The sequence below is a fragment of the Rhodococcoides fascians A44A genome (genome assembly GCF_000760735.1).
In the GTDB taxonomy this organism is placed as follows: domain Bacteria; phylum Actinomycetota; class Actinomycetes; order Mycobacteriales; family Mycobacteriaceae; genus Rhodococcoides; species Rhodococcoides fascians_E.
The window spans coordinates 847836-873724 of record NZ_JMEX01000008.1 but is presented as its reverse complement, the minus strand read 5'-3'; the positions used below and the strand labels follow the sequence as shown (position 1 = coordinate 873724).

General features: G+C 65.0%; 27 protein-coding genes and 1 tRNA gene. 17 read left to right on the top strand and 11 right to left on the bottom strand.

Annotated features, from left to right (window positions below; genetic code table 11):
* Nucleotides 1-3 precede the first annotated feature (3 nt).
* From BH95_RS16455 to BH95_RS16425, 7 genes are all read left to right on the top strand, one after another.
* Nucleotides 4-660 carry a hypothetical protein gene (locus BH95_RS16455; RefSeq protein WP_037183178.1) on the top strand — a complete coding sequence of 219 codons (657 nt, stop codon included), beginning with the start codon at nucleotides 4-6 and terminating at the stop codon, nucleotides 658-660.
* Between the two features lie 190 nt (nucleotides 661-850).
* Nucleotides 851-2368: a catalase gene (locus BH95_RS16450; RefSeq protein WP_037183177.1), complete on the top strand. Its 1518-nt coding sequence runs from the start codon at nucleotides 851-853 to the stop codon at nucleotides 2366-2368.
* Between the two features lie 76 nt (nucleotides 2369-2444).
* Nucleotides 2445-2918, top strand: a complete 474-nt coding sequence (locus BH95_RS16445; protein ID WP_019662931.1) for a Dps family protein — start codon at nucleotides 2445-2447, stop codon at nucleotides 2916-2918.
* Nucleotides 2919-3005: 87 nt separating this feature from the next.
* Nucleotides 3006-3683 (top strand): HAD family hydrolase, encoded by a 678-nt coding sequence (locus BH95_RS16440; RefSeq protein WP_019662932.1) that lies wholly within the window; start codon nucleotides 3006-3008, stop codon nucleotides 3681-3683.
* Nucleotides 3680-5458, top strand: a complete 1779-nt coding sequence (locus BH95_RS16435) for a glycoside hydrolase family 15 protein (RefSeq protein WP_019662933.1) — start codon at nucleotides 3680-3682, stop codon at nucleotides 5456-5458. The genes BH95_RS16440 and BH95_RS16435 overlap by 4 nt, the downstream gene beginning before the upstream one ends.
* Nucleotides 5459-5481: 23 nt before the next feature.
* Nucleotides 5482-6282: an SDR family NAD(P)-dependent oxidoreductase gene (locus BH95_RS16430; RefSeq protein ID WP_019662934.1), complete on the top strand. Its 801-nt coding sequence runs from the start codon at nucleotides 5482-5484 to the stop codon at nucleotides 6280-6282.
* A 10-nt stretch (nucleotides 6283-6292) separates the two neighbouring features.
* A complete protein-coding gene (locus BH95_RS16425; protein WP_037183175.1) occupies nucleotides 6293-7264 on the top strand; it encodes an LLM class F420-dependent oxidoreductase in 972 nt (323 codons plus the stop codon).
* 131 nt (nucleotides 7265-7395) lie between these two features.
* On the opposite strand, the gene BH95_RS16420 is transcribed toward BH95_RS16425, so the two are convergent.
* Both BH95_RS16420 and BH95_RS16415 read right to left on the bottom strand, forming a co-directional pair.
* Nucleotides 7396-7469: transfer RNA gene (locus tag BH95_RS16420), tRNA-Pro, on the bottom strand.
* Between the two features lie 18 nt (nucleotides 7470-7487).
* On the bottom strand, nucleotides 7488-8426 hold the full coding sequence (locus BH95_RS16415) for a metallophosphoesterase (RefSeq protein WP_170947552.1): 939 nt from the start codon (nucleotides 8424-8426) through the stop codon (nucleotides 7488-7490).
* 185 nt (nucleotides 8427-8611) lie between these two features.
* On the opposite strand from BH95_RS16415, the gene BH95_RS16410 reads away from it, so the two are divergent.
* The gene (locus BH95_RS16410) at nucleotides 8612-9076 is read left to right on the top strand and encodes a GatB/YqeY domain-containing protein (protein WP_019662937.1); all 465 of its coding nucleotides are present in this window, start codon (nucleotides 8612-8614) and stop codon (nucleotides 9074-9076) included.
* A 69-nt stretch (nucleotides 9077-9145) separates the two neighbouring features.
* Here the strand turns inward: BH95_RS16410 and BH95_RS16405 are convergent, their stop codons facing one another.
* Nucleotides 9146-11506, bottom strand: coding sequence for a penicillin-binding protein (locus tag BH95_RS16405; protein ID WP_020110986.1), 2361 nt, complete (start codon nucleotides 11504-11506; stop codon nucleotides 9146-9148).
* 370 nt (nucleotides 11507-11876) lie between these two features.
* Here BH95_RS16405 and BH95_RS16400 point away from each other — a divergent pair, with 370 nt between their 5' ends.
* Nucleotides 11877-12200, top strand: coding sequence for a WhiB family transcriptional regulator (locus BH95_RS16400; RefSeq protein WP_026347399.1), 324 nt, complete (start codon nucleotides 11877-11879; stop codon nucleotides 12198-12200).
* Between the two features lie 6 nt (nucleotides 12201-12206).
* Here the strand turns inward: BH95_RS16400 and BH95_RS16395 are convergent, their stop codons facing one another.
* From BH95_RS16395 to BH95_RS16385, 3 genes are all read right to left on the bottom strand, one after another.
* Entirely contained in the window at nucleotides 12207-13331 is a 1125-nt protein-coding gene (locus tag BH95_RS16395) for an ArsA family ATPase (RefSeq protein ID WP_020110985.1), read from the bottom strand.
* A complete protein-coding gene (locus tag BH95_RS16390; protein ID WP_037164328.1) occupies nucleotides 13328-14335 on the bottom strand; it encodes an ArsA family ATPase in 1008 nt (335 codons plus the stop codon). Before BH95_RS16390 ends, BH95_RS16395 begins: the two co-directional genes overlap by 4 nt.
* A 65-nt stretch (nucleotides 14336-14400) precedes the next feature.
* The gene (locus tag BH95_RS16385; RefSeq protein ID WP_037164325.1) at nucleotides 14401-15762 is read right to left on the bottom strand and encodes a wax ester/triacylglycerol synthase domain-containing protein; all 1362 of its coding nucleotides are present in this window, start codon (nucleotides 15760-15762) and stop codon (nucleotides 14401-14403) included.
* A 93-nt stretch (nucleotides 15763-15855) separates the two neighbouring features.
* Here BH95_RS16385 and BH95_RS28580 point away from each other — a divergent pair, with 93 nt between their 5' ends.
* Both BH95_RS28580 and BH95_RS16380 read left to right on the top strand, forming a co-directional pair.
* The gene (locus tag BH95_RS28580; protein ID WP_094620701.1) at nucleotides 15856-16023 is read left to right on the top strand and encodes a DUF4177 domain-containing protein; all 168 of its coding nucleotides are present in this window, start codon (nucleotides 15856-15858) and stop codon (nucleotides 16021-16023) included.
* Nucleotides 16024-16025: 2 nt separating this feature from the next.
* A complete protein-coding gene (locus BH95_RS16380) occupies nucleotides 16026-16478 on the top strand; it encodes a RidA family protein (protein ID WP_026347400.1) in 453 nt (150 codons plus the stop codon).
* Between the two features lie 4 nt (nucleotides 16479-16482).
* Here the strand turns inward: BH95_RS16380 and BH95_RS16375 are convergent, their stop codons facing one another.
* Complete coding sequence (locus tag BH95_RS16375; RefSeq protein WP_037183172.1) at nucleotides 16483-17328, bottom strand: Gfo/Idh/MocA family protein; 846 nt, start codon at nucleotides 17326-17328, stop codon at nucleotides 16483-16485.
* A gap of 17 nt (nucleotides 17329-17345) precedes the next feature.
* On the opposite strand from BH95_RS16375, the gene BH95_RS16370 reads away from it, so the two are divergent.
* Complete coding sequence (locus BH95_RS16370; RefSeq protein ID WP_019662946.1) at nucleotides 17346-18125, top strand: MBL fold metallo-hydrolase; 780 nt, start codon at nucleotides 17346-17348, stop codon at nucleotides 18123-18125.
* Here the strand turns inward: BH95_RS16370 and BH95_RS16365 are convergent.
* Together BH95_RS16365 and BH95_RS16360 are read right to left on the bottom strand one after the other, a co-directional pair.
* A complete protein-coding gene (locus BH95_RS16365) occupies nucleotides 18122-18796 on the bottom strand; it encodes a Crp/Fnr family transcriptional regulator (protein WP_019662947.1) in 675 nt (224 codons plus the stop codon). The genes BH95_RS16370 and BH95_RS16365 overlap by 4 nt on opposite strands.
* Nucleotides 18797-19042: 246 nt before the next feature.
* Entirely contained in the window at nucleotides 19043-19294 is a 252-nt protein-coding gene (locus BH95_RS16360) for a hypothetical protein (protein ID WP_019662949.1), read from the bottom strand.
* Nucleotides 19295-19374: 80 nt separating this feature from the next.
* On the opposite strand from BH95_RS16360, the gene nth reads away from it, so the two are divergent.
* The 4 genes from nth to marP are packed head-to-tail and all read left to right on the top strand — an operon-like array spanning nucleotide 19375 to nucleotide 22725.
* Nucleotides 19375-20175 (top strand): endonuclease III, encoded by an 801-nt coding sequence (nth, locus tag BH95_RS16355; RefSeq protein ID WP_037183169.1) that lies wholly within the window; start codon nucleotides 19375-19377, stop codon nucleotides 20173-20175.
* Nucleotides 20172-20831, top strand: coding sequence for a TlpA family protein disulfide reductase (locus BH95_RS16350; protein WP_033190098.1), 660 nt, complete (start codon nucleotides 20172-20174; stop codon nucleotides 20829-20831). Before nth ends, BH95_RS16350 begins: the two co-directional genes overlap by 4 nt.
* Nucleotides 20828-21538 (top strand): NUDIX hydrolase, encoded by a 711-nt coding sequence (locus tag BH95_RS16345; RefSeq protein ID WP_019662952.1) that lies wholly within the window; start codon nucleotides 20828-20830, stop codon nucleotides 21536-21538. The genes BH95_RS16350 and BH95_RS16345 overlap by 4 nt, the downstream gene beginning before the upstream one ends.
* On the top strand, nucleotides 21535-22725 hold the full coding sequence (gene marP, locus BH95_RS16340; RefSeq protein WP_037183166.1) for an acid resistance serine protease MarP: 1191 nt from the start codon (nucleotides 21535-21537) through the stop codon (nucleotides 22723-22725). The genes BH95_RS16345 and marP overlap by 4 nt, the downstream gene beginning before the upstream one ends.
* A gap of 6 nt (nucleotides 22726-22731) precedes the next feature.
* On the opposite strand, the gene BH95_RS16335 is transcribed toward marP, so the two are convergent.
* Nucleotides 22732-23673, bottom strand: a complete 942-nt coding sequence (locus BH95_RS16335) for an alpha/beta fold hydrolase (protein WP_019662954.1) — start codon at nucleotides 23671-23673, stop codon at nucleotides 22732-22734.
* Nucleotides 23674-23691: 18 nt separating this feature from the next.
* On the bottom strand, nucleotides 23692-24213 hold the full coding sequence (locus tag BH95_RS16330; RefSeq protein WP_019662955.1) for a phage holin family protein: 522 nt from the start codon (nucleotides 24211-24213) through the stop codon (nucleotides 23692-23694).
* 187 nt (nucleotides 24214-24400) lie between these two features.
* On the opposite strand from BH95_RS16330, the gene BH95_RS16325 reads away from it, so the two are divergent.
* Nucleotides 24401-25774: an MFS transporter gene (locus tag BH95_RS16325; RefSeq protein WP_170949318.1), complete on the top strand. Its 1374-nt coding sequence runs from the start codon at nucleotides 24401-24403 to the stop codon at nucleotides 25772-25774.
* Nucleotides 25775-25889: the final 115 nt, after the last annotated feature.

The following is a 25889-nucleotide window of genomic DNA, read 5'->3' as shown; positions in this document are numbered from 1 at the left end:
CCCATGTGGAGCGTCAGTGAATCCGAGTCACCCAGAACCGAGTGGCCGCAGAGCCCGCCACCGCCGTGGCCTGCGTCGGTACGCGCCACGATCTGGTGGCATCGCGCGACCGACGAAGGACGCGGACTGCTTCCGCAGAAAGATCTGCCGGTGACCATGGCCATGGTCGTCGACTATCTGGATTCACCGGTCGGCCCGTACCGAGAGATCCTCGCCAGCCCGGTCCTGCGGCGGCCGGGGAAGCTCATCGGCGCGATGCCTCGCATGGCCGTGCCGTTCATCGCCGTCGACTCCGAGACATCCGTGCACGGAGGACGCACACATTGGAACCTCCCCAAGGTGCTCGCACACTTCGGCGGTGACGTGCTGGGGACATCGACGGCCAGCGGCGACGGATGGGCTGTCGACGTCGCCGCACGAGGCGTCGGGCCGCGGTTCCCGATTCGGGGCGGTCTCGGCTTCGCGCAACCCGTCGACGAGGAAGTCTCCCTGGCCGGCGCCTCGCTCAAGGGCAAGGCGAGACTGTGCCGCGTGCAGGTCGACGCGACAGGACCGTCGCTGGGGGACTGGCTGCGTCCCGGTTCCCACTTCGGCCTCCAGATCGTGTCCGGGACCATGTCGACAGGTGCATCGCGGCTGGTGGGTGACATCGAAGTCTGACGGCCGGTGTCATCCGGTCGGTCCCGCTGGCTCCACTCGCGTCTTTTGACTGATTCAAAAAAATGGCCTGAACAGGTTCGAAAACACGCAGACCGGTTATACGAGCGTGATAGACGTTCCGAGTACAGCCATGGCAGTCGGAGCCAGCCCCTCCGACTGTCCTCAGTGAATCTCTCAGGAGGCAGCCCGAATGACAGAACCGGCCACCACCAGCAACTCCGGAATCCCCGTACCCAGCGACGACCAGTCGTTGACGGCAGGAACACAAGGCCCGATCCTTCTTCAGGACCACTACCTCATCGAGAAGATGGCTCAGTTCAACCGTGAGCGTGTCCCGGAGCGCGTCGTGCACGCCAAGGGTGCGGGTGCGTTCGGAGTCCTCGAAATCACCGAGGACATCTCGAAGTACACCAAGGCCGCCGCCCTGCAGAAGGGCGTCAAGACCGAAGCGCTCGCCCGGTTCTCCACCGTCGCCGGTGAGCAGGGAAGCCCGGACACCTGGCGGGACCCGCGCGGATTCGCGCTGAAGTTCTACACCACCGAAGGCAACTGGGACCTCGTCGGAAACAACACCCCGGTGTTCTTCGTCAAGGATCCCATCAAGTTCCAGGACTTCATCCGCAGCCAGAAGCGCATGCCGGACTCCGGGCTGCGCGACCACAACATGCAATGGGACTTCTGGACGCTCTCACCCGAGTCCGCCCACCAGGTCACCTGGCTCATGGGTGACCGGGGTATCCCCAAGAGCTACCGCCACATGGACGGCTTCGGCTCACACACGTACCAGTTCATCAACGACGCCGGCGAGCGTTCCTGGGTGAAGTTCCACTTCAAGACCAACCAGGGCATCGACTTCCTGACCCAGGAGAAGGCCGACGAGCTCGCGGGAACCTCCCCCGATCACCATCGTCAGGACCTGTTCGGTGCGATCTCCGAAGGCGACTTCCCGAGCTGGGACTTCTACATCCAGGTCATGTTGTACGACGAGGCCGAGGGCTACAAGTACAACCCCTTCGACCTCACGAAGGTGTGGTCGCAGAAGGACTACCCGAAGATCAAGGTCGGCAAGCTGACCCTGAACCGCAACCCGGAGAACTTCTTCGCGCAGATCGAGCAGAGCTCGTTCGAACCGTCGAACCTGGTACCGGGAATCGCCGCCAGCCCGGACAAGATGCTGCTCGGACGCATCTTCTCCTACGCCGACGCGCACCGTTACCGCATCGGCACCAACTACGCGCAGCTGCCGGTCAACGCACCCAAGGCCCAGGTCAACTCCTACTCCAAGGAAGGGTCGATGCGGTACTCGTTCAACTCCGCCGACACTCCGGTGTACGCACCCAACTCGTACGGCGGCCCGCACGCGGACACCGCGAAGTACGGAGACGACGGATCGTGGGACTTCGAGCCACGTTTCGTCCGCACCGGATACATCGAGCATCCCGAGGACAGTGACTTCGCACAGGCCGGCATCCTCGTCCGCGAGGTCATGGACGACGATCAGCGAGAGCGTCTGGCGGGCAACATCGTCGGCCACGCACTCAACGGAGTGACCGAGCCCGTGCTGCAACGCGTCTTCGAGTACTGGACGAACGTCGACCCCGACCTCGGCAAGAAGGTCGAGGAAGGTGTGCGCGCAGGCCAGAGTGACGCAGCGCCGACGACCAGTCAATCGCCGACCACCCCCGGCGACGAGGCCGAGAAGGTCTGACGCGTCACAATCGGGAACATCGTCCACGTCCGGGCCGTTGAGCCGAGCGACCGTTGAGAACGTAGGAGGCGCACTCATGACCAACCCCATCAGCAGCACTCTCGATGCAGGTCAGCAGAAGATTGCCGGAGATGCCCTGCAGGGCACCGTCGTCGACCTGATCGACCTGTCCCTCATCGCGAAGCAGGCGCACTGGAACGTCATCGGCAAGAACTTCCGTTCGGTGCACCTCGCGTTGGACGAACTCGTCACCGCAGCACGGGACTTCACCGACGAGGCCGCCGAACGTGCAACGGCGATCGGAGTCAGCCCGGACGGACGCTCGGCCACGGTGTCGGCCACAGCAGGCACCAAGGGATTCGGTGAAGGCTGGACCAAGGACGAGCAAGTGATCGCCGCCGTGGTGGACAACCTTGCCGCAGTGGTGGATCGGCTCCGAGGGCGCATCGCGGACACCGAGGCCGCAGATCCCGTGACGCAGGATCTGCTCATCGCCATCACCGCCCGTCTGGAGCAACTGCACTGGATGTGGCAAGCGCAGGTCGACTGACCGCAACCCTGTGAGCAGGCCCTCTTCCCCATCGGGAAGGGGGCCTGCTCACGTTTCACCCCGGTACGACGCGGGTAGCCGTGGGCAATGACTTCGACTTCAGGCGCAGTCCTGTTCGACATCGACGGCACCCTGGTGGACTCCAACTACGTTCACGTGGACGCGTGGTCCAGAGCGTTCGCCGACGCCGGGGTGACCGTCCCGTCGTGGAGGATCCACCGGTGCATCGGCATGGACGGCGACAAGCTACTCGAATCGCTCGTCGGGTCCTCCGACAGTGCCGCAGCACTCGAAGCGAAGGATTTGCACACCAGCTACTACCAGCAAGCGATCGCGCGGCTGCAAATTCTGCCCGGCGCGCGAGAGTTGCTGCAGCGCATCGACGATGCAGGCCTGACCGTCGTACTGGCCACGTCGGCACCCGAGAACGAACTCGCCCACCTCCGTGACCTCCTCGACGTCGAGGACATCGTGTCCGTCGTGACGTCGTCCGAGGACGCCGACGTGGCCAAGCCGAGCCCCGAGATCGTCGACGTCGCTCTGCAACGCGCAGGCGTCGAAGCCCGCGGAGCGGTCATGATCGGCGACAGCGTGTGGGACATGAAGGCGTCCAGACGCGTCGGAGTGGCAGGAATCGGCGTCCGGTGCGGAGGAGTACCCGACGCCGAATTACGCGCGGCCGGCGCAGAAGCGGTCTACGAGGACCCGGCGGACCTCGTCGAACAACTGACCGACAGCCCCATCGCGAGGTTGACCGCCGTATGAGTCGTCAGGACGGCTACGCAGCAATCGAAGACTACGCAGCGATCGGAGACGGACGGACGGTCGCCCTGATCGCCGACGACGGCCGAATCGACTGGCTTCCCATCCCCAACCTCGACTCGCCGCCCCCGTTCGCCGCCGTCCTGGACGCCGAGCACGGCGGCACCTTCGCGCTCGCCCCCGTCGAACCCTTCTCCGTAGAGCGTGAATTCGTCGAGGGAACCAACGTGCTGACGACGTTGTACACGACCGACACGGGAACTGTCCGCGTCACCGACTCGCTCAACACCGGGGTGGCCGGCAGGCTGCCCTGGGTGGAACTCGGACGTCGCATCGACGGTGTGCAGGGAACCGTCGACATGGCATGGAAGGTAGCCCCGGGAACCATGCTCGGTATCGCGTCCCCGTGGGCGTACGACACCCAGCACGGCACCGTGCTCCGCGCCGACGGCCTGACGATGGCCGTTCGCACCCTCGAGGCGGACGACGTGACCGTCGGAGACCAGATCATCGACGGCACGTTCACGACGGCGCCCGGATCACGTCACCTGATCGGGCTGGTCGGCACCGAGAACGAACCGCTGCATCTGCCCGAGCCCATCAAGGTCGACGAAGGTATCGACCGCACCGTCGGCAACTGGAGGATGTGGTCCGACGAATTCCACTACGACGGACCGTGGAAAGAGCACGTAGCACGCAGTGCCCTTGCTCTGAAACTGTTGCTGCACAGTCCCTCCGGTGCAATAGCCGCAGCCGCGACGACGTCCCTGCCGGAGAACAGGACCGGTGGCAAGAACTGGGACTACCGCTACGCATGGGTCCGCGACACCGCCTACACGATCCGAGCGCTCATCAGGTTCGGTCTACGTGAAGAAGTACACGCCGCAGTGGCCTGGCTGCTGAAGGTCATCCGGCTCAACGATCCTCTCGTCAACGTGTTCTACACGCTCGGCGGCGAACTCCCCGGCGGCACCGAACAACCCGACGTGCCGGGATGGCGCGGCGTCGGACCCGTCGTCAACGGCAACGCCGCCGCAGATCAGTTGCAGCTGGGGATCTTCGGAGACCTGTTCGCGATCGTGCGGTTGTACGTGGACGCAGGCAACGTACTCGACGCCGAAACCGGCAGACTGCTGGCCACCATCGCCGACGAAGCCTGCGACTCCTGGCAGCGCCGCGACGCCGGAATCTGGGAACTCGAGGACGAACAGCACTACACCAGCTCCAAACTGGGCTGCTGGCAAGCGCTCGACTGCGCAGTCCACCTCGCCGAAGAGGGGCAGATCCCCGGCGTCGCCGACAGGTGGCGCGCCGAACGCGGGCGCATCAGGCGCTACGTCGAGGAGGAATGCTGGTCCGAAGAACGACAGGCCTACCTCGCCTACCCGGGAGCAGACGGTCTCGACGCCTCGGTGCTACTGGCCGCGGAGATGGATTTCGATCGGGGAGAACGGCTTTCGTCGACCATCGATGCGTTGGGCCGTGAGCTCGGCGTCGGTCCACATCTCTACCGATACAGCGGCGTCGACAAGGAGGAGGCCACGTTCGTCGCGTGCGGCTTCTGGCGCGTCTCGGCGCTCGCCTGTGTCGGACGCGACGCCGAAGCATCCGAACTGATGGACCAACTCGTCGAGACGTCCAACGACGTCGGTCTCTACAGCGAGATGATCGATGCTTCGGACGGGTCGTTTCTGGGTAACTTCCCGCAGGGCTTGAGCCACCTGGCCCTGGTGAACGCAGCGCTGACGATTGCGCATTCGCACGACGCAACGAACTGACTCGTAGGAACGAGGACGCACACATGGATCTGGGAATCGAAGGCCGCGTTGCGGTCGTGACAGGGGCGGACTCCGGCATCGGTTGGCACACAGCTCGATTGCTTCTCCAAGAAGGAGTCACGGTCGTGGTCACCGACCGGGACGAAGAGACGCTGACGAAAGCAGCAGCCGAACTCGACGCCGCCCCGGACAAATTGTTCGCCTTCGCCGCCGACGTGACCGACGCCGACAGTGTCGCCGAACTCGCCCGGAAGACAGCAGCGGCGGTCGGCGACATCGACATACTCGTTCAATCCGCGGGAGTGACCGGCGCGCAAGGACTCTTCCACGAAATCGACGACGAAGGATGGGCCAGCACCGTCGAAACCGACCTGCTCGGGCCGGTGCGGGTGGTCCGAGCCTTCCTGCCCGCACTGCGGCGCGGTGGGTGGGGACGCATCGTTCTGCTCGCATCCGAGGACGCCGAGCAGCCCTACATCGACGAACTGCCGTACTGCGCGTCGAAGGCAGGAATCCTGTCGCTGACCAAAGGACTGTCCAAAACCTATGCATCCGAAGGTATTTTGGTCAATGCGGTCTCACCCGCCTTCATCCACACCCCGATGACGGACAAGATGATGGACAAACGTGCCGACGAACGCGGCACCGACCGCGACGAAGCAATCGAGACCTTCCTCGACGAGGAACGACCCTTCATGGAACTGAAACGACGCGGCGAACCCGACGAGGTCGCATCCGTCGTCGTGTTCCTCTGCTCGGAACGCGCATCCTTCGTCAACGGCACCAACTACCGCGTGGACTCCGGGTCCGTCGCAACCATCTAGAGGAGGCACCATGACCAACTTCGGCTACACCCTCATGACCGAACAGAGCGGCCCCAAAGAGCTCGTGAAGTACGCCGTCGGCGCCGAGAACGTCGGCTTCGACTTCGAGGTGGCAAGCGACCACTACTCACCATGGCTGTCCTCCATGGGCCACGCACCGTACGCCTGGACCACGCTGGGAGCCGTCGCACAGGCCACCGAACGCGTCGAGCTCATGACCTACGTGACGTGCCCCATCATCCGGTACCACCCCGCCGTCGTCGCACAGAAAGCAGCAACCCTCCAGATCCTCGCCGACGGACGCTTCACCCTCGGCCTCGGCAGCGGCGAAAACCTCAACGAACACGTCGTCGGCGAAGGCTGGCCGTCCATCGACAAGCGCCAGGACATGTTCGCCGAAGCACTCGACATCATCGGCAAACTCCACGCAGGCGGCTTGGTGACCTACGAAGGCAAGCACTTCCGCGTCGACTCCGCACGCATCTGGGACCTACCCGAAGGCGGCGTACCCATCGGCGTCGCCGTGTCCGGTGAAAAATCCATCGCCCGATTCGCGCCCTACGCCGACCACCTCATCGCCGTCGAACCCAACGCAGACCTCGTCGAAGGCTGGGTCGACCACCACGACGGACCATCACGCACCATCGGCCAGATCCCCATCTCCTGGGACCCGGACAAGGACGCCGCCATCGACCGCGCCCACGACCGATTCCGCTGGTTCGCCGGAGGCTGGGCCGTCAACGCAGACCTCCCCACCACCGCAGGGTTCGCAGGCGCAACACAATTCGTCCGCAAAGAAGACGTAGCCGACACCATCCCCTGCGGCCCCGACCTCGACGCCATCGTCGACGCCGTCAAGCCCTACTGGGAAGCCGGCTTCACCGACATCGCCCTCGTTCAGGTCGGCGACGAAACCCAGGAACGCTTCCTCGCCGAAGCCGCAGGCCCGTTGCTGGAGAAACTGCGCGCCGCATCGAGCTAGGTTCCCCCGGTTCCGGACCGAACGTGCCGTTCGGTCACTTCAAGTGACCGAACGGCACATTCGGTCTCGAAACGGAAGTACGCAGACAACAAAAAGACCCTGATTCGTGAACCGAATCAGGGTCTTTGCTGTCGGGGTGGCGGGATTCGAACCCACGACCTCTTCGTCCCGAACGAAGCGCGCTACCAAGCTGCGCCACACCCCGTGTACCGCACGCAGAAGTCTAGCTTACGACTGCCTCGGAACGCGAAACGCCCTCGTCGGACCCCTCTTTTGGGCCCTTTCGGGGTGCTGGAGTGAGTGTCAGCAGTGTCGCTTCGGGGCGGCAGCAGAAACGTGCAGGCGCGTACGGCGACGTACCGATTCCGGCCGAGACGTGCAGCTGCGTGTGCGCGCCCCACTTCGACGGGCCCTTCACACGTGACCGATCGATCTCGCAGTTGGTGACCAGAGCGCCGTAGAACGGAAGGCACAGCTGACCGCCGTGGGTGTGTCCAGCGAGAACGAGGTCGTAGCCGTCCTCGGCGAACTTGTCGAGAACCCGCGGTTCGGGGGAGTGCGTGATACCGAGCCGCAGGTCCGCCAGTGGATTGGGTTGGCCGGCGATGGTCTCGTAGCGATCGCGCTTCAAATGAGGATCGTCGACGCCCGCGGACGCGATGCGCACGCCCGCGATCTCGAGTTCGCGACGGACGTGGGTGACGTCGTGCCAGCCACGCTCGGAGAACGCTGCTCGGAGGTCGCGCCAGGGGAGTGATTCACCCAGAACGCGCTTGTGGTTCTTCTTGAAGTACTTCAGCGGGTTCTTCGGCTTGGGCGCGAAGTAGTCGTTGCTGCCGAACACGAACAGGCCAGGCCTGGACAGGAGCGGGCCGAGAGCCTGGACGACGGCGGGGACGGACTTCGGATGCGACAGGTTGTCGCCGGTGTTGACGACCAGGTCGGGTTCGAGCCGGTCGAGCTCCCGCAGCCAGTTCTGCTTGAGCCGCTGATTCGGCATCATGTGCAGATCGCTGATGTGCAGAACACGCAGCGATGCCGATCCCGGCTCGAGGACAGCCATCGTGGCTTCGCGGAGAGCGAAGGCGTTGCGCTCGATGAGCGTCGCGTACCCGAGGCCGAGCGCTGCAGCACCGGCCGTGGCCAGGGCTGCCGTCTGCAACGGCGCCTGCTCCGCGTTGGCACGGGCGCGTGTCGCGGCGGCACGGAGAGCGTCGGATGCGAGCTGCGACTGCGGGGCGAACGGGAGGGTCCAAGCATTGTTTTTCACGGACACGTTTCCCACGATACGTCAGTACAGGTAATCGACGTGCGGATGCGGACGGCGCCCGCGTAGCGTTCTGGTACATGTCCGAACTGAAATCCCAGCTCCGAGCCGACCTGACCACATCCATGAAGGCCAAGGACAAGCTCCGCACGGCCACGATCCGTATGCTTCTCGCCGCGATCCAGACCGAGGAGGTCTCCGGCAAGGAAGCGCACGATCTGACCGACGAGCAGGTACTGAAAGTCCTTGCCAAGGAGTCGAAGAAGCGCGGCGAATCCGCCGAGATCTACACCGAGAACGGCCGCGGAGAGCTCGCAGCGAACGAGCGCGCCGAAGCGCAGATCATCGACGAATACCTGCCGACGCCGCTCACGGACGCCGAATTGGCCGATGTCGCCGACACCGCCATCGCCCAGGTGGCCGAAGAAATCGGCGAACGGCCTGGGATGAAGCAGATGGGCCAGGTCATGAAGGTCGCCTCCGCGCTGGCTGCGGGTAAGGCCGACGGATCGCGCGTGTCGAAGGCCGTCAAAGACCGCCTCTGACACTGATGCCCTATGTGAGTGGAAATGCAGGCCCTGGCCTACATTTCCACTCACATGCGGCGGAGCCGCTTATCGCGGTGCGGTGATGCCCGGGATGGCGGGAATCTGCAGCCCCGGCGGAATGGCCGGTAGTTCGATGCCCGGCGGAAGTTCCGGCAGAGCCGGAGCAGGCGGGGCCTCCCGCACCGATCCGTCGCTCACGTAGATCGTGATGGTCGATCCCGGGATTGCCGAACCCGACGGGGACACACCCGTCACCGTGCCGCGGGACGCCGAGTTGGCTGTCGTCGCGACCGTCACCTGGAAGCCTGCGCCCTGGAGCGTCGAGGTTGCCGAGCTCTGGCTCTGACCGGTCACGTCGGGAACCTGACCGTTGGCCGACCCACGCACGTACTTCTGGTCGACGGGTGGCAGCTCGACGGGGCCGAAGTTGTTCGCAACGGGGTCGATGGCGTCGTACCAGGTGCGCGCAGGTTCGTTACCGCCGTACAGGTTGCCGGACCCGCACGGACGAAGTGGGAACGAGCAGATCTCACCGGGGGTCGGCGAGTCGCCGTAGGTGTACACGGCTGCGGCGTAGCGGTTGGTGAAGCCGAGGAAGCCCGACGACATGTGAGACTCCGTCGTACCGGTCTTGCCGGACATCGGGAGCGTCCAGCCGACGGATCCCGCAGCCGACGCCGATGTGCCGCCTGCCTGGTCGTCCTTGCTCATCGCGTTCGCGAGAGTGTTCGCCAGACCGGGCTCGACGACCTGCTCGCAGGCCTGCTGAGTCACGGGGACCGGCTTGCCTTCGCGGTCGAACACCGAGTCGATCGGAGTGGGCGGGCACCACTTGCCGCCCGACGCCAGCGTCGCGGCCACGTTGGACAGCTCCAGTGGGTTCACCCAGGTGGGTCCGAGTGTGTAGGAACCGAGGTTCTGGTTCTTCTGGAAGTCGGCCATGCTCTGTTCGTCGAAGCCCGAGGTGTTCGGGTCCGCGTAGGACCGCAGGCCGAGACGAACGGACATGTCGACGACGGGTGCGACTCCGACGGATTCGATCAGCTTCACGAACGCCGTGTTGGGCGACTGGGCGAGCGCATCGGTGATGGAGAGCGACGCCGGGTAGTTGCCTGCGTTCTCGACGCAGTACGTGTTGGCCGGGCAGCCACGAGCACCGCCGTCGCCCAGGCCCTTGACTTCGGCTCGGCGGGGTACCTGCAGGGTGGCGCTGGTTCCGAGTCCTCGTTCCATCGCTGCGGCGGTGGTGAAGACCTTGAAGATCGATCCGGCGCCGTGCCCGACGAGTGAATAGGGCTGCGGCTGAACCGTTTCGTCGGTGTCGGCGTCGAGACCGTACGTGCGGCTGCTTCCCATCGCCAGGATGCGGTGCGAGTCCTGGCCGGGTGCGATGACGTTCATGACCGTGGCGACGCCGTCGAGCGTCGGGCTCGAGTTCGACGACAGCGATGCCTTGGTGGAGTTCTGCACAGCCGGATCGAGCGTGGTGCGGATGAGGTAGCCGCCCTTGTCGATCTGTTCGCGGCTGATACCGGCGTTCGCGAGGTACTGCAATGCGTAGTCGCAGAAGAATCCGCGGTCACCGGCGGCGATGCACCCTCGTGGAAGAGTCTGCGGCACCGGGAGAACGCCGAGAGGTTCGGTTTTGGCCTGGCGGAACTCGTCGGCCCGGTCCGGGATGTTCTGGATCATCGTGTCCAGCACGATGTTGCGGCGTTCGGTGACGCCCTGCTCGTTGGTGTATGGGTTGAGCGCCGAGCTGGACTGCACCATGCCCGCGAGCATCGCGGACTGCTTCGCGTCGAGCTGGCTGGCGTCGATACCGAAATAGGTCTGCGCGGCGTCCTGGATGCCGAATGACGAGTTTCCGAACGGCACAAGGTTGAGGTAGCGGGTGAGGATCTCGTCCTTCGTGAGTTCCTTGTCCAGCGTCAACGCCATGCGGATCTCGCGGATCTTACGAGCGGGCGTCGTCTCGATCGCGGCGCGGCGCTCGGCGTCGGTCTTGGCGACGACGAGAAGCTGGTAGTTCTTCACGTACTGCTGATCCAACGTCGACGCGCCCTGTTCGACCTGGCCGCTCGTGGTGTTGGTGAGGAACGCGCGCAACGTGCCCTGCCAGTCGACGCCCTGGTGCTCGGCGAACCGCTTGTCCTCGATGGAGACGATGGCGAGCTTCATCTCGTTGGAGATCTTGTCGCTCGGTACCTCGAAGCGTCGCTGCTCGTACAGCCACGCGATCGGGTTACCTGCGGCGTCGACCATCGTGGACACCGCCGGGACCGCGCCTTCGACCAATTCGGCGGACACGTTGTCCACCGTGTCCGCAGCCCGATTCGACGCATAGCCGAACCCGCCTGCCAACGGGAACATGACTCCGGCCAACAGCGCACCCGCGAGTGCGGAACATCCGGCGAGCTTCGCCACGGTTTTACCAACTGACACGAGCACAGCGTACGTGGACTACTGCAGCTGGCCCAGAAACGCAGATGATCCCGCCGCTTCCGGGGTGCGCTGTCGAGTCGTTACGGAGCGCGTCTGCTTGTAATGGATCACAGGTCGAGCGAGGAACCGCAGGTCGGGACGGTCGTACCAGAAAGTTGCCTCTCTCGTCTTGCGTTCGTCGCCGGATTTACCTAAATTATGAGCACGGTGTGATTCACATAACACTTGTATATGAATGTGGGGCAGCTCCTAGACCGATGTGCTTCGAGCAGTGGAGATCGAGGTCGAAGCAGCGCCGCAGGGGCTTCTGGAACGTTCAGCAAGGACGTTCGAACTGCAAAGGGGATCCGCAATGCACACGACAGCAGCACCGACGCGGCTAGATGTGGAAGAAGCAGAAGCACGCATTGCGTGGGTAGCGCAGGCGCGGTGCAAGGGCACCGATCCTGACCAGCTGTTCGTACGGGGAGCAGCGCAGCGCAAAGCCGCGACCATCTGCCGGCACTGCCCGGTGTTGATGCAGTGCGGTGCCGACGCGCTCGACAACCGCGTGGAATTCGGTGTCTGGGGTGGCATGACCGAACGTCAGCGTCGTGCATTGCTCAAGCAGCACCCCGAGGTCGACTCCTGGTCGGACTTCTTCGAGACGCAGCGCCAGCAGCAGGCCGCGATCTGAACGGACCTACGCGGACCTGGTGAGTTGATCCGCCACCGCGCGGAGCGCATGCAGGTCCGACACCTCGAACGGGAGGGACGGCACGCCGACGATCGGGACCCGTGGGTGTGCCGAGGTGAACCGTCGGAGCAGGCGCAGTTCGCGAGCGGCCGTCACTGCCCGGGCGGCGTGAATGCGCAGCACCGCGGCGGCGAGCTTCCCGTCGTCCGAGCCCTCCAACTGATCGGCAGCCGTGACGGCGTGATCGGCAGGCAGCGACAACAGCGTCGGGTGCGTCCGGTTCAGGATCAGGCCGGCCAGCGGCATTCCCTCACCGCTCAATCGATCCACGAAGTACGCAGCCTCGCGTAACGCATCCGGCTCGGCCGCCGCGACGACGACGAAGCTGGTGCCGCTCTCGCGAAGCAACTGGTAAGTGCGCGTCGCGCGCTCGCGGAAGCCCCCGAACATCGAGTCGAGCGACTGCACGAACGCCGACGCATCGGTGAGCATCTGACTACCGATCACCGTCGACACGCCGCGCAGGGCCAGGCTCATCGCGCTGGTCACCATCCGCGTCAGGCCGCGTCCCGGCGCCATCAACAACCTGATGAACCGTCCGTCGAGGAACGAGCCGAGACGCTGCGGCGCATCGAGAAAATCCAGAGCATTGCGCGACGGTGGGGTATCCACGACGATCAGATCCCACGTCGAGTCGGACGCGAGCTGGCCGAGTTTCTCCATCGCCATGTACTCCTGCGTTCCGGAGAACGACGAGGCCACCGTTTGATAGAACGGGTTGGCCAGCACCTGCTCGGCTTTCTCCGGCGTCGAGTGCTCGATCACCATCTCGTCGAACGTCCGACGCATGTTCAACATCATGGCGTGCAGTTCGCCCGTCGCCCCGGCAGGCAGTTTCACCGGCTGTGGCGAGTTGTCGAGCTCGTCGACCCCGAGTGCTTGGGCCAGACGCCGCGCTGGATCGATCGTCAACACCACGACCTTGCGGCCCTGCTCCGCCGCTCGAAGCGCCATCGACGCCGCTGTCGTCGTCTTCCCGACGCCACCTGCCCCGCACACCACGACGATGCGGGAGTTGGCACCCCGAAGAATCTTCTCGACGTCGAGTACGGGCGCTGCAGCCTTGCTCATTTCACACCCTGCTCTCTGAGTTCTGCCGCCAGTTCGTACAACCCGCCGAGGTCGACGCCGTCCGCCAGCATCGGCAGGCGCAGTCTCGCGGAATCCAACTCGTCGAGCTGACGGCCACTGTCCACCTGAGCTGCCAGCGTCGACGCGTGCTCGATCGTTTCCGTCAGCAAGCCTGCGAAATCGTCGTCGGACAGGGAAATTCCTGTCTTCTCCAGCCCGGTTCTGAGTGCGGTGACGTCGACGGTTCCGTGTGCCGCGTCGTCGAGCGACTCCTCCGGCAGGTACGTCGGCTCGGTGCGGTTGACGATGACGGTGCCCAACTGCAGATCGGCTGCCTCCAACTCCGTCACGGCATCCGCCGTCTCCTGCACCGGCAACGCCTCGAGCAACGTCACGAGATGTACGACGGTGTCGGCCGAATGCAGCAACCGGACGACGCCCTCGCTCTGCGAGCGGACCGGGCCGCCCTTGGCCAGGTCGGCCATCGCCTTGGTGACATCGAGGAAGTTGCCGATACGGCCCGTGGGAGGTGAATCGACGACCACCTCGTCGTACACGCGTTTCCCGGCTTTGTCGGTGCGGACGACGCACTCCTTGACCTTGCCGGTCAGCAGGACGTCGCGTAGACCGGGGGCGATGGTGGTCGCGAACTCGATCGCGCCGATCTTGCGCATGGCGCGCCCGGCGAAACCTAGGTTGTAGAACATGTCGAGGTACTCGAGAAACGCAGTTTCGATGTCGATGGCCAGCGCGTAGACCTCACCGCCGCCGTCCGCGGACGCCACCCGCGTCTCGACTGGCGGGAGTGGGGGAACGTCGAACAGCTGGGCTATGCCCTGCCTGCCTTCGACTTCCACCAGCAACACTCGCCGACCGTCGGCCGCGAGTGCCAACGCAAGCGCGGCGGCAACCGTCGACTTACCGGTGCCGCCTTTGCCGGAGACGAAGTGCAACCGCGCAGTGTCGGCCTTCTCCGGCCAACCTTCGAAACTCGATGTGACCACAACACGACCATATAGACGAATCGGATGTCACCTCGGCGGAACCGTGCGGTCCGAGGTCGCGGCGACTATCTCGCGTCCTTGATCACGGCGACTACGTCGTCCACGGCCTGCTTCAGAATGTCGACGTAGCGGGCGTGGTCGGGGAAGGTGTCGGGGCACGCAGTCACGCAGATCGTGACCGTGTCGCCCAGGCCGTAGAAGCCGTGGGTGACGGAGCGGGCGGGGCCGAGCATCGGGAAGCCGCCGGAGAAGAGACAGGGCGCCCCGCACAGTTCCAGATCGGTGTCCCCGCGGTCGACACTGACGACCGTCAGGTTGCTCGTCACCGATTCGTGAACGGTGCGCTCACGAGGTGCATGTTTGCGTGCGCGTCTGTCCACAGCGAGAAAGACCGGAGCGGGTACGAGATTCTCGGCTTCGATCCACCGCAGAAGGAGCGGGTCGAGGACGTTCCTGCGTGTCTCGGACAACGACGCCGCGGTTCGTCTTGCGCGATCGGCGATGTCGGGCACGCCGACGTGAAGGTCGACGTCTCCGTTCACGACGCGGTTCTCGGCGGGCCACGACACGTCCTCGGGAAGTCCCATGGGCACGAGCGCGTTCAGTGTGTCCGGGACTGGATCGCCGATGGTCTCGAGGTAGCGCTCGGTGGCGAGGCCGACGGCGGTCAACGCCGTGGTCGTGACACTGAATCGGGTCCCGGTGACCCGAAGTGGAGCACAAGGGATCACATGGGCGACACGGTTTTCGGTGGGCTCGACGTTGCCCACGATGGACGGTCGAAGGACGTTTCGATCGGTGATGGACCCGCGCGCACGCTCGAAGGTACGGCGTGAGCGGCGCGCGGCAAGACGGGCGGCCACCAGACGAAACGGAAGGGCGGCAGCGGCTCCCACCGCCACCGGAACACGCAGGTGAGGCTTGAACAGGCGTGCCTGGGATGGACGAGGGTCGGGCGGCTCCACCGAGAACAGGGCCCGCGCGAGCCGCGTCGCCCCTCGTCCGTCGGTCAGTGCGTGGCTAACCTGAAAGACCACGACCAGTGCGCGCCCCGAGGCGTGCGGTACGTCCTCGACATCTCGTGCCACGTGGACCTGCCAGGCGGCTCGAGTTGCATCGACGGGCGTCTGCACCAGCAGACCGAGTTCGTCGACGACGCCTTCCCATGTGCGAGAATCGAATTGGAGAATCCTCGGAGGTTCGCCGCTTCGGGACCAATACGGGTAATCGAGGTTTCCGGGGATCTCGACGAGACGCTTGTTCAGGTCCGGAATCGATCGGGCACGTACGCCGATGAACTCCGTGATCTCGTCGAACGTCGGGGACGGGAGGTCACCTGTGTCGAAGGTCAGCAGCACGTATTGGTCTCGTGATGTTCTCTTCGAGGCATAGTGAAATGCCGCGTCGAGGATGTCCAGACGGCTCACGGCTTCGACCCTCTCACATGACGCCCGGCCGATACACCGTCGAAGCGTCCGGTCGATCGGACTGCGGCATGACCGCCGACTAGGCTCACCGGCATGAGCGAAAAGATCATCTGGGAGTACTTCACCGCGCCGGTGCTGATTCACGCGACCAAGCAGATTCTGGACAACTACGGTGCCGAGGGCTGGGAACTCGTCACCATCATGTCCGGTCCCAACGGTGGCGACACGTTGGTGGCCTACTTCAAGCGCCCGAAGGCCTAGCGATGGCGTGGAGTGAGCGCTTGGCCGAACTCGGGATCGAGTTACCTCCGGTAGTGCCGCCGCTGGCTGCGTACATTCCCGCCGTGCAGACCGGATCGCTGGTCTACACGTCGGGTCAGCTGCCGTTGGTTTCCGGTGAGCTGACGGCCACCGGGAAGGTCGGCGCGGACGTGTCGGCCGAGGATGCCGCCGACGCTGCGCGTGTCTGCGCACTGAACGCGCTGGCGGCGATCAATTCGCTCGTCGGTGTCGATTCGATCAAGCGCGTCGTGAAGGTCGTCGGATTCGTAGCGTCGGCTCCCGGTTTCACCGGTCAGCCTGCCGTCGTCAACGGGGCGTCGAACGTGATCGGTGAGATCTTCGGTGACGCGGGAAAGCACGCCAGGTCCGCCGTCGGTGTAGCCGAGCTCCCGATCGATGCCCCCGTCGAGGTCGAGCTGATCGTCGAGGTCTGAGCCGTCACACGGCGTCGAGTGCTCGCTGAAGATGGAGCCCGCGGCGAACGGAACAGGGATGCTCGACGCCCCCGGCGATCGACTCGAGGAATTCGTCGAGAAGAACTCGGAAGCAGTCGGTCGCCGGTGTGGAACGGTCCTGCAGTGACAGCACACCGTCGCTGCCGCTGATCTCCACCCGAAAGACCGACGGTTGCACCGGTGTGGCGAGCGACAGGCGTGACGTGCTCAACTTCCCGCCCTCGTGTTCGAGCACCACGGTCCAGGTGTCCGAAGACTCGTCCCGACGGCTCAGCGCCACGCCGGTGATGGGCCCGAGGGTCAGGTCCAGCAGGTCGAAGACGTGCGGCCCGACGTCGAACAGGGCACCGTCGCGTCGACGCCACGGTGAATTCGAGTACTCGCCTCCGAGCACTGCCCCGGACAGCCAGGTCCCGGATGCCGAACTCCAATCCCGTCCGTCGGCCTCGGCGAGAAACTCACGTGTCTCCGGAGCGAACCGCCTGGTCAACGCCACGATCGAGCCGACGCCTGCGTCGGCGACGGCGTCGGCAAGCCGGGTGGCGTCGTCCAGGTTCGACGCGATGGGTTTGTCGAGCACGACGTGTTTTCCCGCCTCGGCTGCTGCGATGGCCAAGCCGGCCTGCACTTCCGGGGGCACGGCGAACGCGACGGCATCCACGTCGGCCATCAGTGTCTCGACGCTGTCGTAGACCGGGGCGCCCATCCCTGCAGCTGCATCGGGGCGGCGGGCCCACACGCCCACGAAGTCGACGGCGGGGTGCGCGGTAAGGGACGGGGCGTGTGTGGCGCGAGCCCATGGACCCGCGCCGACCAATCCGATTCTCATGCTCTTAAAGTACGACTATGACTCTCGCGCACCCGGCATACGGTCAGCTTCGACAGGTCACACCGACGGCAGCGGTTCTGCTCGCCGACAATCCCGGAAAGATGACACTCGACGGCACCAACACCTGGATTCTGCGCGCACCCGGAAGCGATGACGTGGTCGTCGTCGATCCGGGGCCGAAGGACAAGAAGCATCTCGACGCGGTGGCCGCGTCGGGCACTGTGGTTCTCGTGCTGGTGACGCATCGGCACGGCGATCACACGGGTGGGTTGAAGCGGTTCCACAAGAAGACGGGCGCACCGATCCGCGCGTTCTCCGACGAATTCGTCTACGGCAGCACAGCGTTGGTCGACGGCGAGGTCATCGAGGCGGCCGGGTTGAAGATCACCGTTCTCGCGACTCCCGGCCACACAGCGGATTCGTCGAGCTTCGTACTCGACGACGCGATTCTCACCGGGGACACGATCCTCGGTCGCGGCACGACGGTCCTCGATCCCAAGGACGGGACTCTCGCGGACTACCTGGCGTCGCTGGACCGGCTCGAAGCCGCAGGGGCAGGCAAGATCGCGCTACCCGGGCACGGAGCCGAGGTGGCCGACACAGCGGAGGTTGCGCGAATGTACCGAAAGCACCGGCTGGAACGCCTCGAGCAGATCAAAGCTGCGTTGGCGGTACTCGGCGAGGATGCCAAGCCGATGAAGGTGGTCAAGCACGTCTACGCGGACGTGGACAAGAAGTTGTGGCCAGCTGCGCGCATGTCCGTCAAGGCGCAGCTGACCTACCTTCGAGAGAGCTAGCGAGCTCGGCGAGCCAGACGCTCGGAGTCGGAGATCAGCACGCTCTTGCCCTCGAGCCGCAGCCAACCGCGGTGCGCGAAATCCGCGAGTGCCTTGTTGACGGTCTCTCGCGATGCGCCGACGAGCTGAGCGATCTCTTCCTGCGTCAGGTCGTGCGTGACGCGGAGCGAACCGGCTTCCTGGGTGCCGAAGCGCTGCGCCAGCTGGAGAAGCGCTTTGGCGACACGGCCGGGGACGTCGGTGAAGATCAGATCCGCGAGGTTGTTGTTGGTACGACGCAACCGGCGAGCCAGCACGCGCAGAAGCTGCTCGGCGATCTCGGGGCGCTGGTCGATCCAAGCCTTCAGAGCGTCGCGGTCCATGCTGACCGCGCGGACCTCGGTGACCGTCGTCGCGGTGGACGTGCGGGGACCCGGGTCGAAGATGGACAGCTCACCGAACATGTCCGACGGACCCATGATGGTCAGCAGGTTCTCGCGGCCATCTGGAGAACGGCGTCCGAGCTTGATCTTGCCGGAGACGATGATGTACAGCCGGTCACCGGGCTCGCCCTCGTTGAAGACCACATGTCCACGAGGAAAATCGACCGGCTGCAGCTGCTTCGTCAGCGCTGCTACCGCAGAGGGTTCGACTCCTTGGAAGATGCCGGCCCGTGCCAGGACGTCGTCCACTTGCGCTCCTTTTGGGATGTCGCCGGCGTGGTCACCCGCGTCGACGAAAGGCGTTTCTCGCTTACGTGCTCCCGGCGAGCCTGAGGCTCGACGAGCTCACGTCAGTAATCAAACATGACAATTATCTCGGTGAAGTCTACTTCGCCGAGATGGATAACGAGTGATCGGCACCACCGACGTGCCGTGAAGGTTGTGAACTAAACGAATTGTTCAGCCGCTGTTCATCGGAAATGCGACATTTCGGGCTCAGCTTGCGCGCTGATCCGCGAGTTCTTCGGATGCCGGGGTACGACGCTTGCGGCTGTTGAAGCGAGCGAGAGCGTGCGGCATGCCCTCGTTCGCGAGGGTCGCGACTTCGGAGGTGCTGGCCTGATCGAGGAACTCCTGCACTTCTTGTTCGCGGACACCGAGCTTGCTCAAGCGGAACTCCACGCGCTCCATGGCGAGGGCGAACAACATCAGGAGCACAGGGAAGAGCACTACGGCGAGTCCTTGCATACCGAGCAGTAAACACCGAAAAGGTCTCGATAAGAACACAGGGCCGATTCGTTGCAGATTCTTGTCCGTACAGTTGTGGAGTGAAATCGACAGCTCCGTCGGCGCTCGACGTGCGCAAACGCGAAGAGACCGCATTGGGGCTCAAACGCCGAGCGCGACGAATGAACCGAGAGCTCGCCGTCGCGTTTCCGCACGTCTACTGCGAACTCGACTTCACCAACCCCCTCGAACTGGCCGTCGCCACCATTCTGTCGGCGCAGTGCACCGACAAACGCGTCAACATGGTTACTCCGGCGCTATTCGTGAGATATCGCACTGCCAAGGATTACGCCGAAGCCGACAGAACGGAACTTGAGGAGTACATCCGCACCACCGGCTTCTACCGAAACAAGGCGAACTCGCTGATCGGACTCGGATCCGCCCTGCTGGAGAAGTTCGACGGTCAGGTCCCGGCTCGCTTGAAGGACCTCGTCACGCTCCCCGGAATCGGACGAAAGACCGCAAACGTCGTGCTGGGGAACGCGTTCGACGTACCGGGGATCACCGTCGACACCCACTTCGGCCGACTCGTCCGACGGTGGCAGTGGACCGACGAGGAGGATCCGGTGAAAGTCGAGCATGCCGTCGGCGCGCTGATCGAGCGCAAGGAATGGACACTGCTCAGCCACCGCGTGATCTTCCACGGACGCCGCGTGTGCCACGCCCGCAAGCCTGCGTGCGGTGTCTGCGTCCTCGCCAAGGACTGTCCTTCCTACGGCCTCGGCCCGACCGACAAGGTGGAGGCAGCGGCGCTCGTGAAGGGCCCGGAAACGGACCACCTCCTCGAGTTGGCAGGAGTGGAGCCAGAGTCTGCGGAACGATCTGGTGGGGGGCCGCGGTGACGGGGTCTGCGGCGAGGTGGTCGTTGGCGGCGTTGCTGGTGGTCGTGGCGTTGGTCTACGCGATCTGGCCGCGCGGCGACGATCCGGAGCCGGTGACGGGGATGCCCGGGCAGGGTGCGCCGGTCGTCGAGGAGCGGCGGTCCGCGGACACCGCCGAGGCGCTTGCCCCGCTGCGTGAGCGTGCCGGGTTGCAGAGTTGCCCGGCGCCGTCCGCCGAGAACGACTCGTCCGGTCCGTTGGCCGGGATCGTGCTCGAGTGCATCGGTGACGGTTCGCAGGTGGATCTGGGCCGCGCTCTCGCGGGGGCTCCGACGTTGATCAACCTGTGGGCGTACTGGTGCGGTCCGTGCGCGCAGGAGTTGCCGCATCTGCAGGAGTACGCGTCGCAGATGCAGGGACGGGTCACGGTGTTGACCGTGCACCAGGACCGGAACGAGTCGAACGGGCTGACGAAGCTCGCCGATTACGGGGTGACGTTGCCGGGTGTGCAGGACGGGGCAGGGCGCATAGCAGCAGCCGTCGGCGCACCGAATGTGCTCCCCGTGTCGATTCTCGTGGGCGCGGATGGCAATGTCGCCGAGGTGCTGCCACAACCGTTCGACAGTGTTCAGGAGATCGACGACGCCGTGTCCGCGGGGCTCGGAATCAGCCGATGACTCCGCAGTGGTTGAGGAAAGTCGTCGACGCAGCGAGTGGCGAACGAGGCTTGATCGACACGACGGGTACCAATCCGGTGCTCGAACGTACGGCGCCCGACGGCGCGATCGTGCGTGCGGCATCGGTGTTGGTGCTGTTCGGTGGTTCGGAGGATGCGGACCCGACGGCGCAGGGCGGAGTGCCTGCCGATGCGGACGTGCTTCTGACTCAGCGAGCAGCGACGTTGCGTCAACACAGTGGTCAGGTGGCTTTCCCGGGAGGGGCCACCGATCCCGAGGACGATTCGCCGGTCGCGACGGCTCTGCGCGAAGCGGTCGAGGAGACCGGCCTCGACCCGGGAGGCGTCGAACCGCTCGCCACCCTGCCCGGCATCTACGTGCCGCCGTCGAGGTTCGACGTCGTCCCGGTGCTCGCGTACTGGCGCAACCCCAGCGAGGTCGGCGTCGTGGACACCGCCGAGGCCGCGCGGGTGGTGCGCGTGCCCATCCGGTCGTTGATCGATCCCGACAACCGATTCCAGGTCCGACACCCGGCGGGATATCAAGGCCCCGCATTCGCGGTCGACGGGATGCTGGTGTGGGGCTTCACCGGCGGTATTCTGGCAGGCCTGCTCGCGGTGTCCGGGTGGGAACTGGACTGGGACACCGACGACATCCGTGATCTGGAGACGAGTTTGGCCACAGTAGGGGAGGGTCTGGACCAGTGACCGGTTCGACATGGGTCGACATCATCGTCCTCGGCGTCGCGCTGGTGGCGGCATCCTCGGGATGGCGGCAGGGCGCGGTGGCGTCGGCGATGGCGTTTCTGGGTGTGGTGCTCGGTGCGGTCGCGGGCATCCTGATCGCCCCCCACGTGTTGGTTCACGTGGACGGGTCACGTATGCGTGTGCTCGTCGGGATCGCGCTGATCGTTGTGCTGGTGATCGTCGGTGAAGTGTCGGGAATGGTGTTGGGCCGGGCATTGCGCAGCGGAATGCATTCTCGCGGAGCACGATCGGTGGACAGCGTCGTCGGCGCTGGGCTGCAGGCCGTTGCGGTGCTCGCGGCGGCGTGGTTGCTCGCCATCCCGCTGACGTCGTCGTCGCAACCGGAGGTAGCCAGTGCCGTGCGCGGATCGACGGTGCTCGGAAAGGTCGACGACGTCGCGCCCGGGTGGCTTCGCGAGGTCCCCAAGGAGTTCTCCGCACTGCTCGACACGTCGGGTCTGCCCGACGTCATCGGACCGTTCGGCCGCACCCCGGTAGCGAACGTCGACATACCCGATCCGGCTCTGCAGGCCAGCCCCGTCGTGGACCAGCTGCACGAGAGTGTGCTGAAGATCAGCGGTGTCGCGCCGAGCTGCCAGAAAGCGCTCGAAGGATCGGGATTCGTCGTCGCGCCGGAACTGGTGATGACCAACGCCCACGTGGTCGCGGGCACAGACGGAGTCACCGTCGACTCGCTCGGTACCGTCCTCGATGCCGACGTCGTCCTGTTCGATCCCGAGGAGGACGTGGCGATCCTTCGCGTGCCCGGGCTGCAGGCGCCGGTTCTGAACTTCGCTCCCGATCCTGCGGTGTCCGGCGAGAGCGCGATCGTTCTCGGCTACCCGGGCGGCGGTCCGTACACGGCCAGCCCGGCGCGGGTGCGCGAGATGCTCAACCTCAACGGCCCGGACATCTACCGCACCGGAACCGTCGAGCGTCAGGTGTACACCGTCCGCGGCACCGTCCGGCAGGGCAACTCCGGTGGCCCGCTCGTCACCGAGGACGGGCAGGTTCTGGGCTTGGTCTTCGGCGCTGCCGTGGACGACCCAGACACCGGCTTCGTGTTGACCGCAGCCGAGATTGCCGACGAACTCGCGCAGAGCATGAACGCCCCGGTGCCGGTGGGTACGGGAGCGTGCATCGTCTGATGCGGGTCAGCGGAGGCCGGACGACTCCAGGAGCTCCTTCAGCTGATCGGTGACCTCACCGGGCGACTCCTGGTGCGCATAGTGACCGGCGCCGAGAACGGTGTGCAGACGCCGCTGCGGTGCCCATCCGACGTCGCCGTGGACGGTGCGGGCCAGGACGTACGGGTCCAGTTCGCCGCGAATCTGCAGCGCGGGGATGTCCAGCGACGTGTCCATCGCCTTCATGAAACGACGGCCGTCGCCGCGGAACTGGCTGCGGAACGCCCACCGCTGATATTCGAGCGCACAGTGCGCGGCACCGGCGATGCGGATCGCGGACCGCAGCTGGGTCACGGCGTCGGTGCATTCCTCGGTGCCCTGCCAGGCAGGGCTGGTCCGCGACCTGAACAGCTGCTCGACGGCCTCACCGTTCTTCTTCGTCAGGGAACGCTCCGGCACGAGAGGCACTTGATAGCGCAGAAAGAACGGCAGAAGGGCTCGTCGCTGTGCCTTGTCGCGAAGTACCGACCGACGTAGCGCGATCGGGTGCGGCGACCCGACCAGGCCGATCGCGCTCACCATCCTGGGGTGCAACGCGGCCGTGGCCCAGCACACGAGTCCGCCGTCGGCGTGCCCGACGAGTGCAGCCCGCGAATGACCGAGAGCCCTGATGAGGCCGACGACGTCGCCCGCCAGCGTCCATCCGTCGTATCCGCGGGGTGGCTTGTCGCTGTCCCCGTATCCGCGTAGGTCGACGGCGACTGCGCGGTAGCCGGCTTCGGTCAGCGACGTGAGCTGGTGACGCCAGGACCACCAGAAGTCGGCGAAGCCGTGCAGCAGCACCACGAGAGGGCCGTCGGCAGGTGAATCAGCTGCCTCGACGACGTGGAAGCGGATGCCGTTGGCATGTACGTCCCGGTGCGTCCAGGGGCCGGCGAAACGCACCGTCGACGGGTCGGGCTGGCTCATGTTCGGTGCGTGCCGCCGCTACTTCTTGTAACCGGGGATGCCGGGAGTGCTCTCGTGCTGGTTCGGCAGCACCGTCGACGCCTGCTTGAGCGAGTCGATGGTCTTCTCGGGCTTGCGCAGCTTCTTGACGCGCAGGTAGCCGAGGAAGCCGAACAGTGCAGCGACGAGCAGCATGAACACGAAGACGATCAGGAACGCGGCCCACCTGGGCAGCCAGATGTCGAGCGTCTCCGCGGCGAAGAAGAAGAAGAAGAACGCACTGAAGATCAGAACCGCGAGCGCGAGCAGGAAGAACAGGCTGCCCTGCAGACCCTTCTTGATCTCACCGGTGACCTCGGCCTTGGCCAGCTCGACCTCGGCGCGCACCAGCGTCGACACCTGCGTCGTCGCGTCCTTGACCAGGTTGCCGATGCTGCCGGTGCCGGGCGCGCGGTAGTCGACGTCCGACAACGGGATGGACGAGATGGTGTTCGGCACCCCGTCCGGGTAGCCGTTCTTGCCGTTGGCAATGGTGCCTTGGCCGCGATTGGTATCGCTCAACTTCTCGACCCCTCCACTTGCTGGTGCATCGTTTGGTTCTTGCGGCCCTAACACTAGTGCCGACCCATGGTCGTACGCGTCGTGGCTGCAGGAACGACGCATCCGCTGAAATTCTCAGGTTGCTGTCAGGTAACTTCCCAGTTGTACATACCCCCATATATCGAGTGCAATCGCAGGAGCGCAGGCAGTGAGTACTTCCCCGGCCGTCCCAGGTGACGGCTCTGTAGCGGCGGCCCCGGAGGTACCACGGTCTCGTATCGTCGTGGCTTCGATGGTCGGAACGTCGATCGAGTTCTTCGACTTCTACATCTACGCGACCGCCGCGGTTCTCGTTTTCCCCAAGCTGTTCTTCCCGGCCGGGAACGACACGACGGCGTTGCTCGCGTCGTTCGCGACGTTCGGGCTCGCGTTCGTCGCGCGTCCCATCGGGTCCATTCTGTTCGGCCATTTCGGTGACCGCATCGGGCGGAAGGCGACCCTCGTCGGCTCGCTGCTGACGATGGGTGTCGCGACGTTCCTGATCGGTCTGCTGCCGACGTACGACTCCGTCGGCATCATCGCGCCTGCTCTGCTGGCCCTCATGCGTTTCGCGCAGGGTGTCGGTCTGGGCGGCGAGTGGAGTGGCGCTGCGCTGCTCGCGACGGAGACGGCGAAGCCGGGCAAGCGCGCCTGGGCTGCGATGTACCCGCAGCTGGGTGCGCCGATCGGATTCTTCTTCGCCAACGGCATCTTCCTGTTGATCGTCATCCTCACCGGGTACGACGCCGCGGTGTCCGGCAGCGACCATGCCTTCCTGACGTGGGGGTGGCGAATCCCGTTCCTGCTGAGCGCGATCATGGTCATCATCGGCCTGTACGTGCGGTTGAAGCTGGAGGAGACCCCGGTGTTCAAGCTCGCCGTCGAGCGCGGACAGAAGGTCAAGACCCCGCTGGCCGAGGTCTTCAAGACGAGCTGGCGTCAGCTGATCATCGGCACGTTCGTGATGCTGGCGACGTACACGCTGTTCTACATCATGACCACGTGGGTCGTCAGCTACGGAACCGGCAAGGTCTCCGACGTGAACGGTCCGAAGATCACCATCGCCTACACCGATTTCCTCGAGCTGCAGCTGATCGCGGTGCTGTTCTTCGCAGCCCTGATTCCGGTGGCAGGCATCCTCGCCGACAAGTACGGCCGTCGACCCACCCTGATCGTCATCACCGCGGCGATCATCGTGTTCGGTCTGTCGTTCCACTGGTTCGCGGCGCCGGAGAACGCGTCGGCCGGACGCATGCTGGTCTTCATGTGCGTCGGTCTCGGCTTGATGGGTCTCACCTTCGGCCCGATGAGTGCTGTTCTGCCCGAGCTGTTCCCAACGAACGTGCGGTACACCGGTTCGGGAATCTCGTACAACACCAGCTCGATCCTCGGTGCCGCAGTGGCACCGTTCATCGCCACCTGGCTGGTCTCGAGCTACGGCGTCGGATGGGTCGGGGTGTACCTGGCCATCGTTGCTGCACTGACCCTGATCTCGCTGATCGTGATGAAGGAAACCAGGGACCAGCAGCTCGAGAACGTGTAACGCTCGACTGACGAAAATACCCCCGAGATGTGCGGTTCCAGGAGTCCTGGACGCACAACTCGGGGGTATTTTGCAGGAGCGGAGCCTGCGGAGTGACCCATTTGAAAGCGAAAGT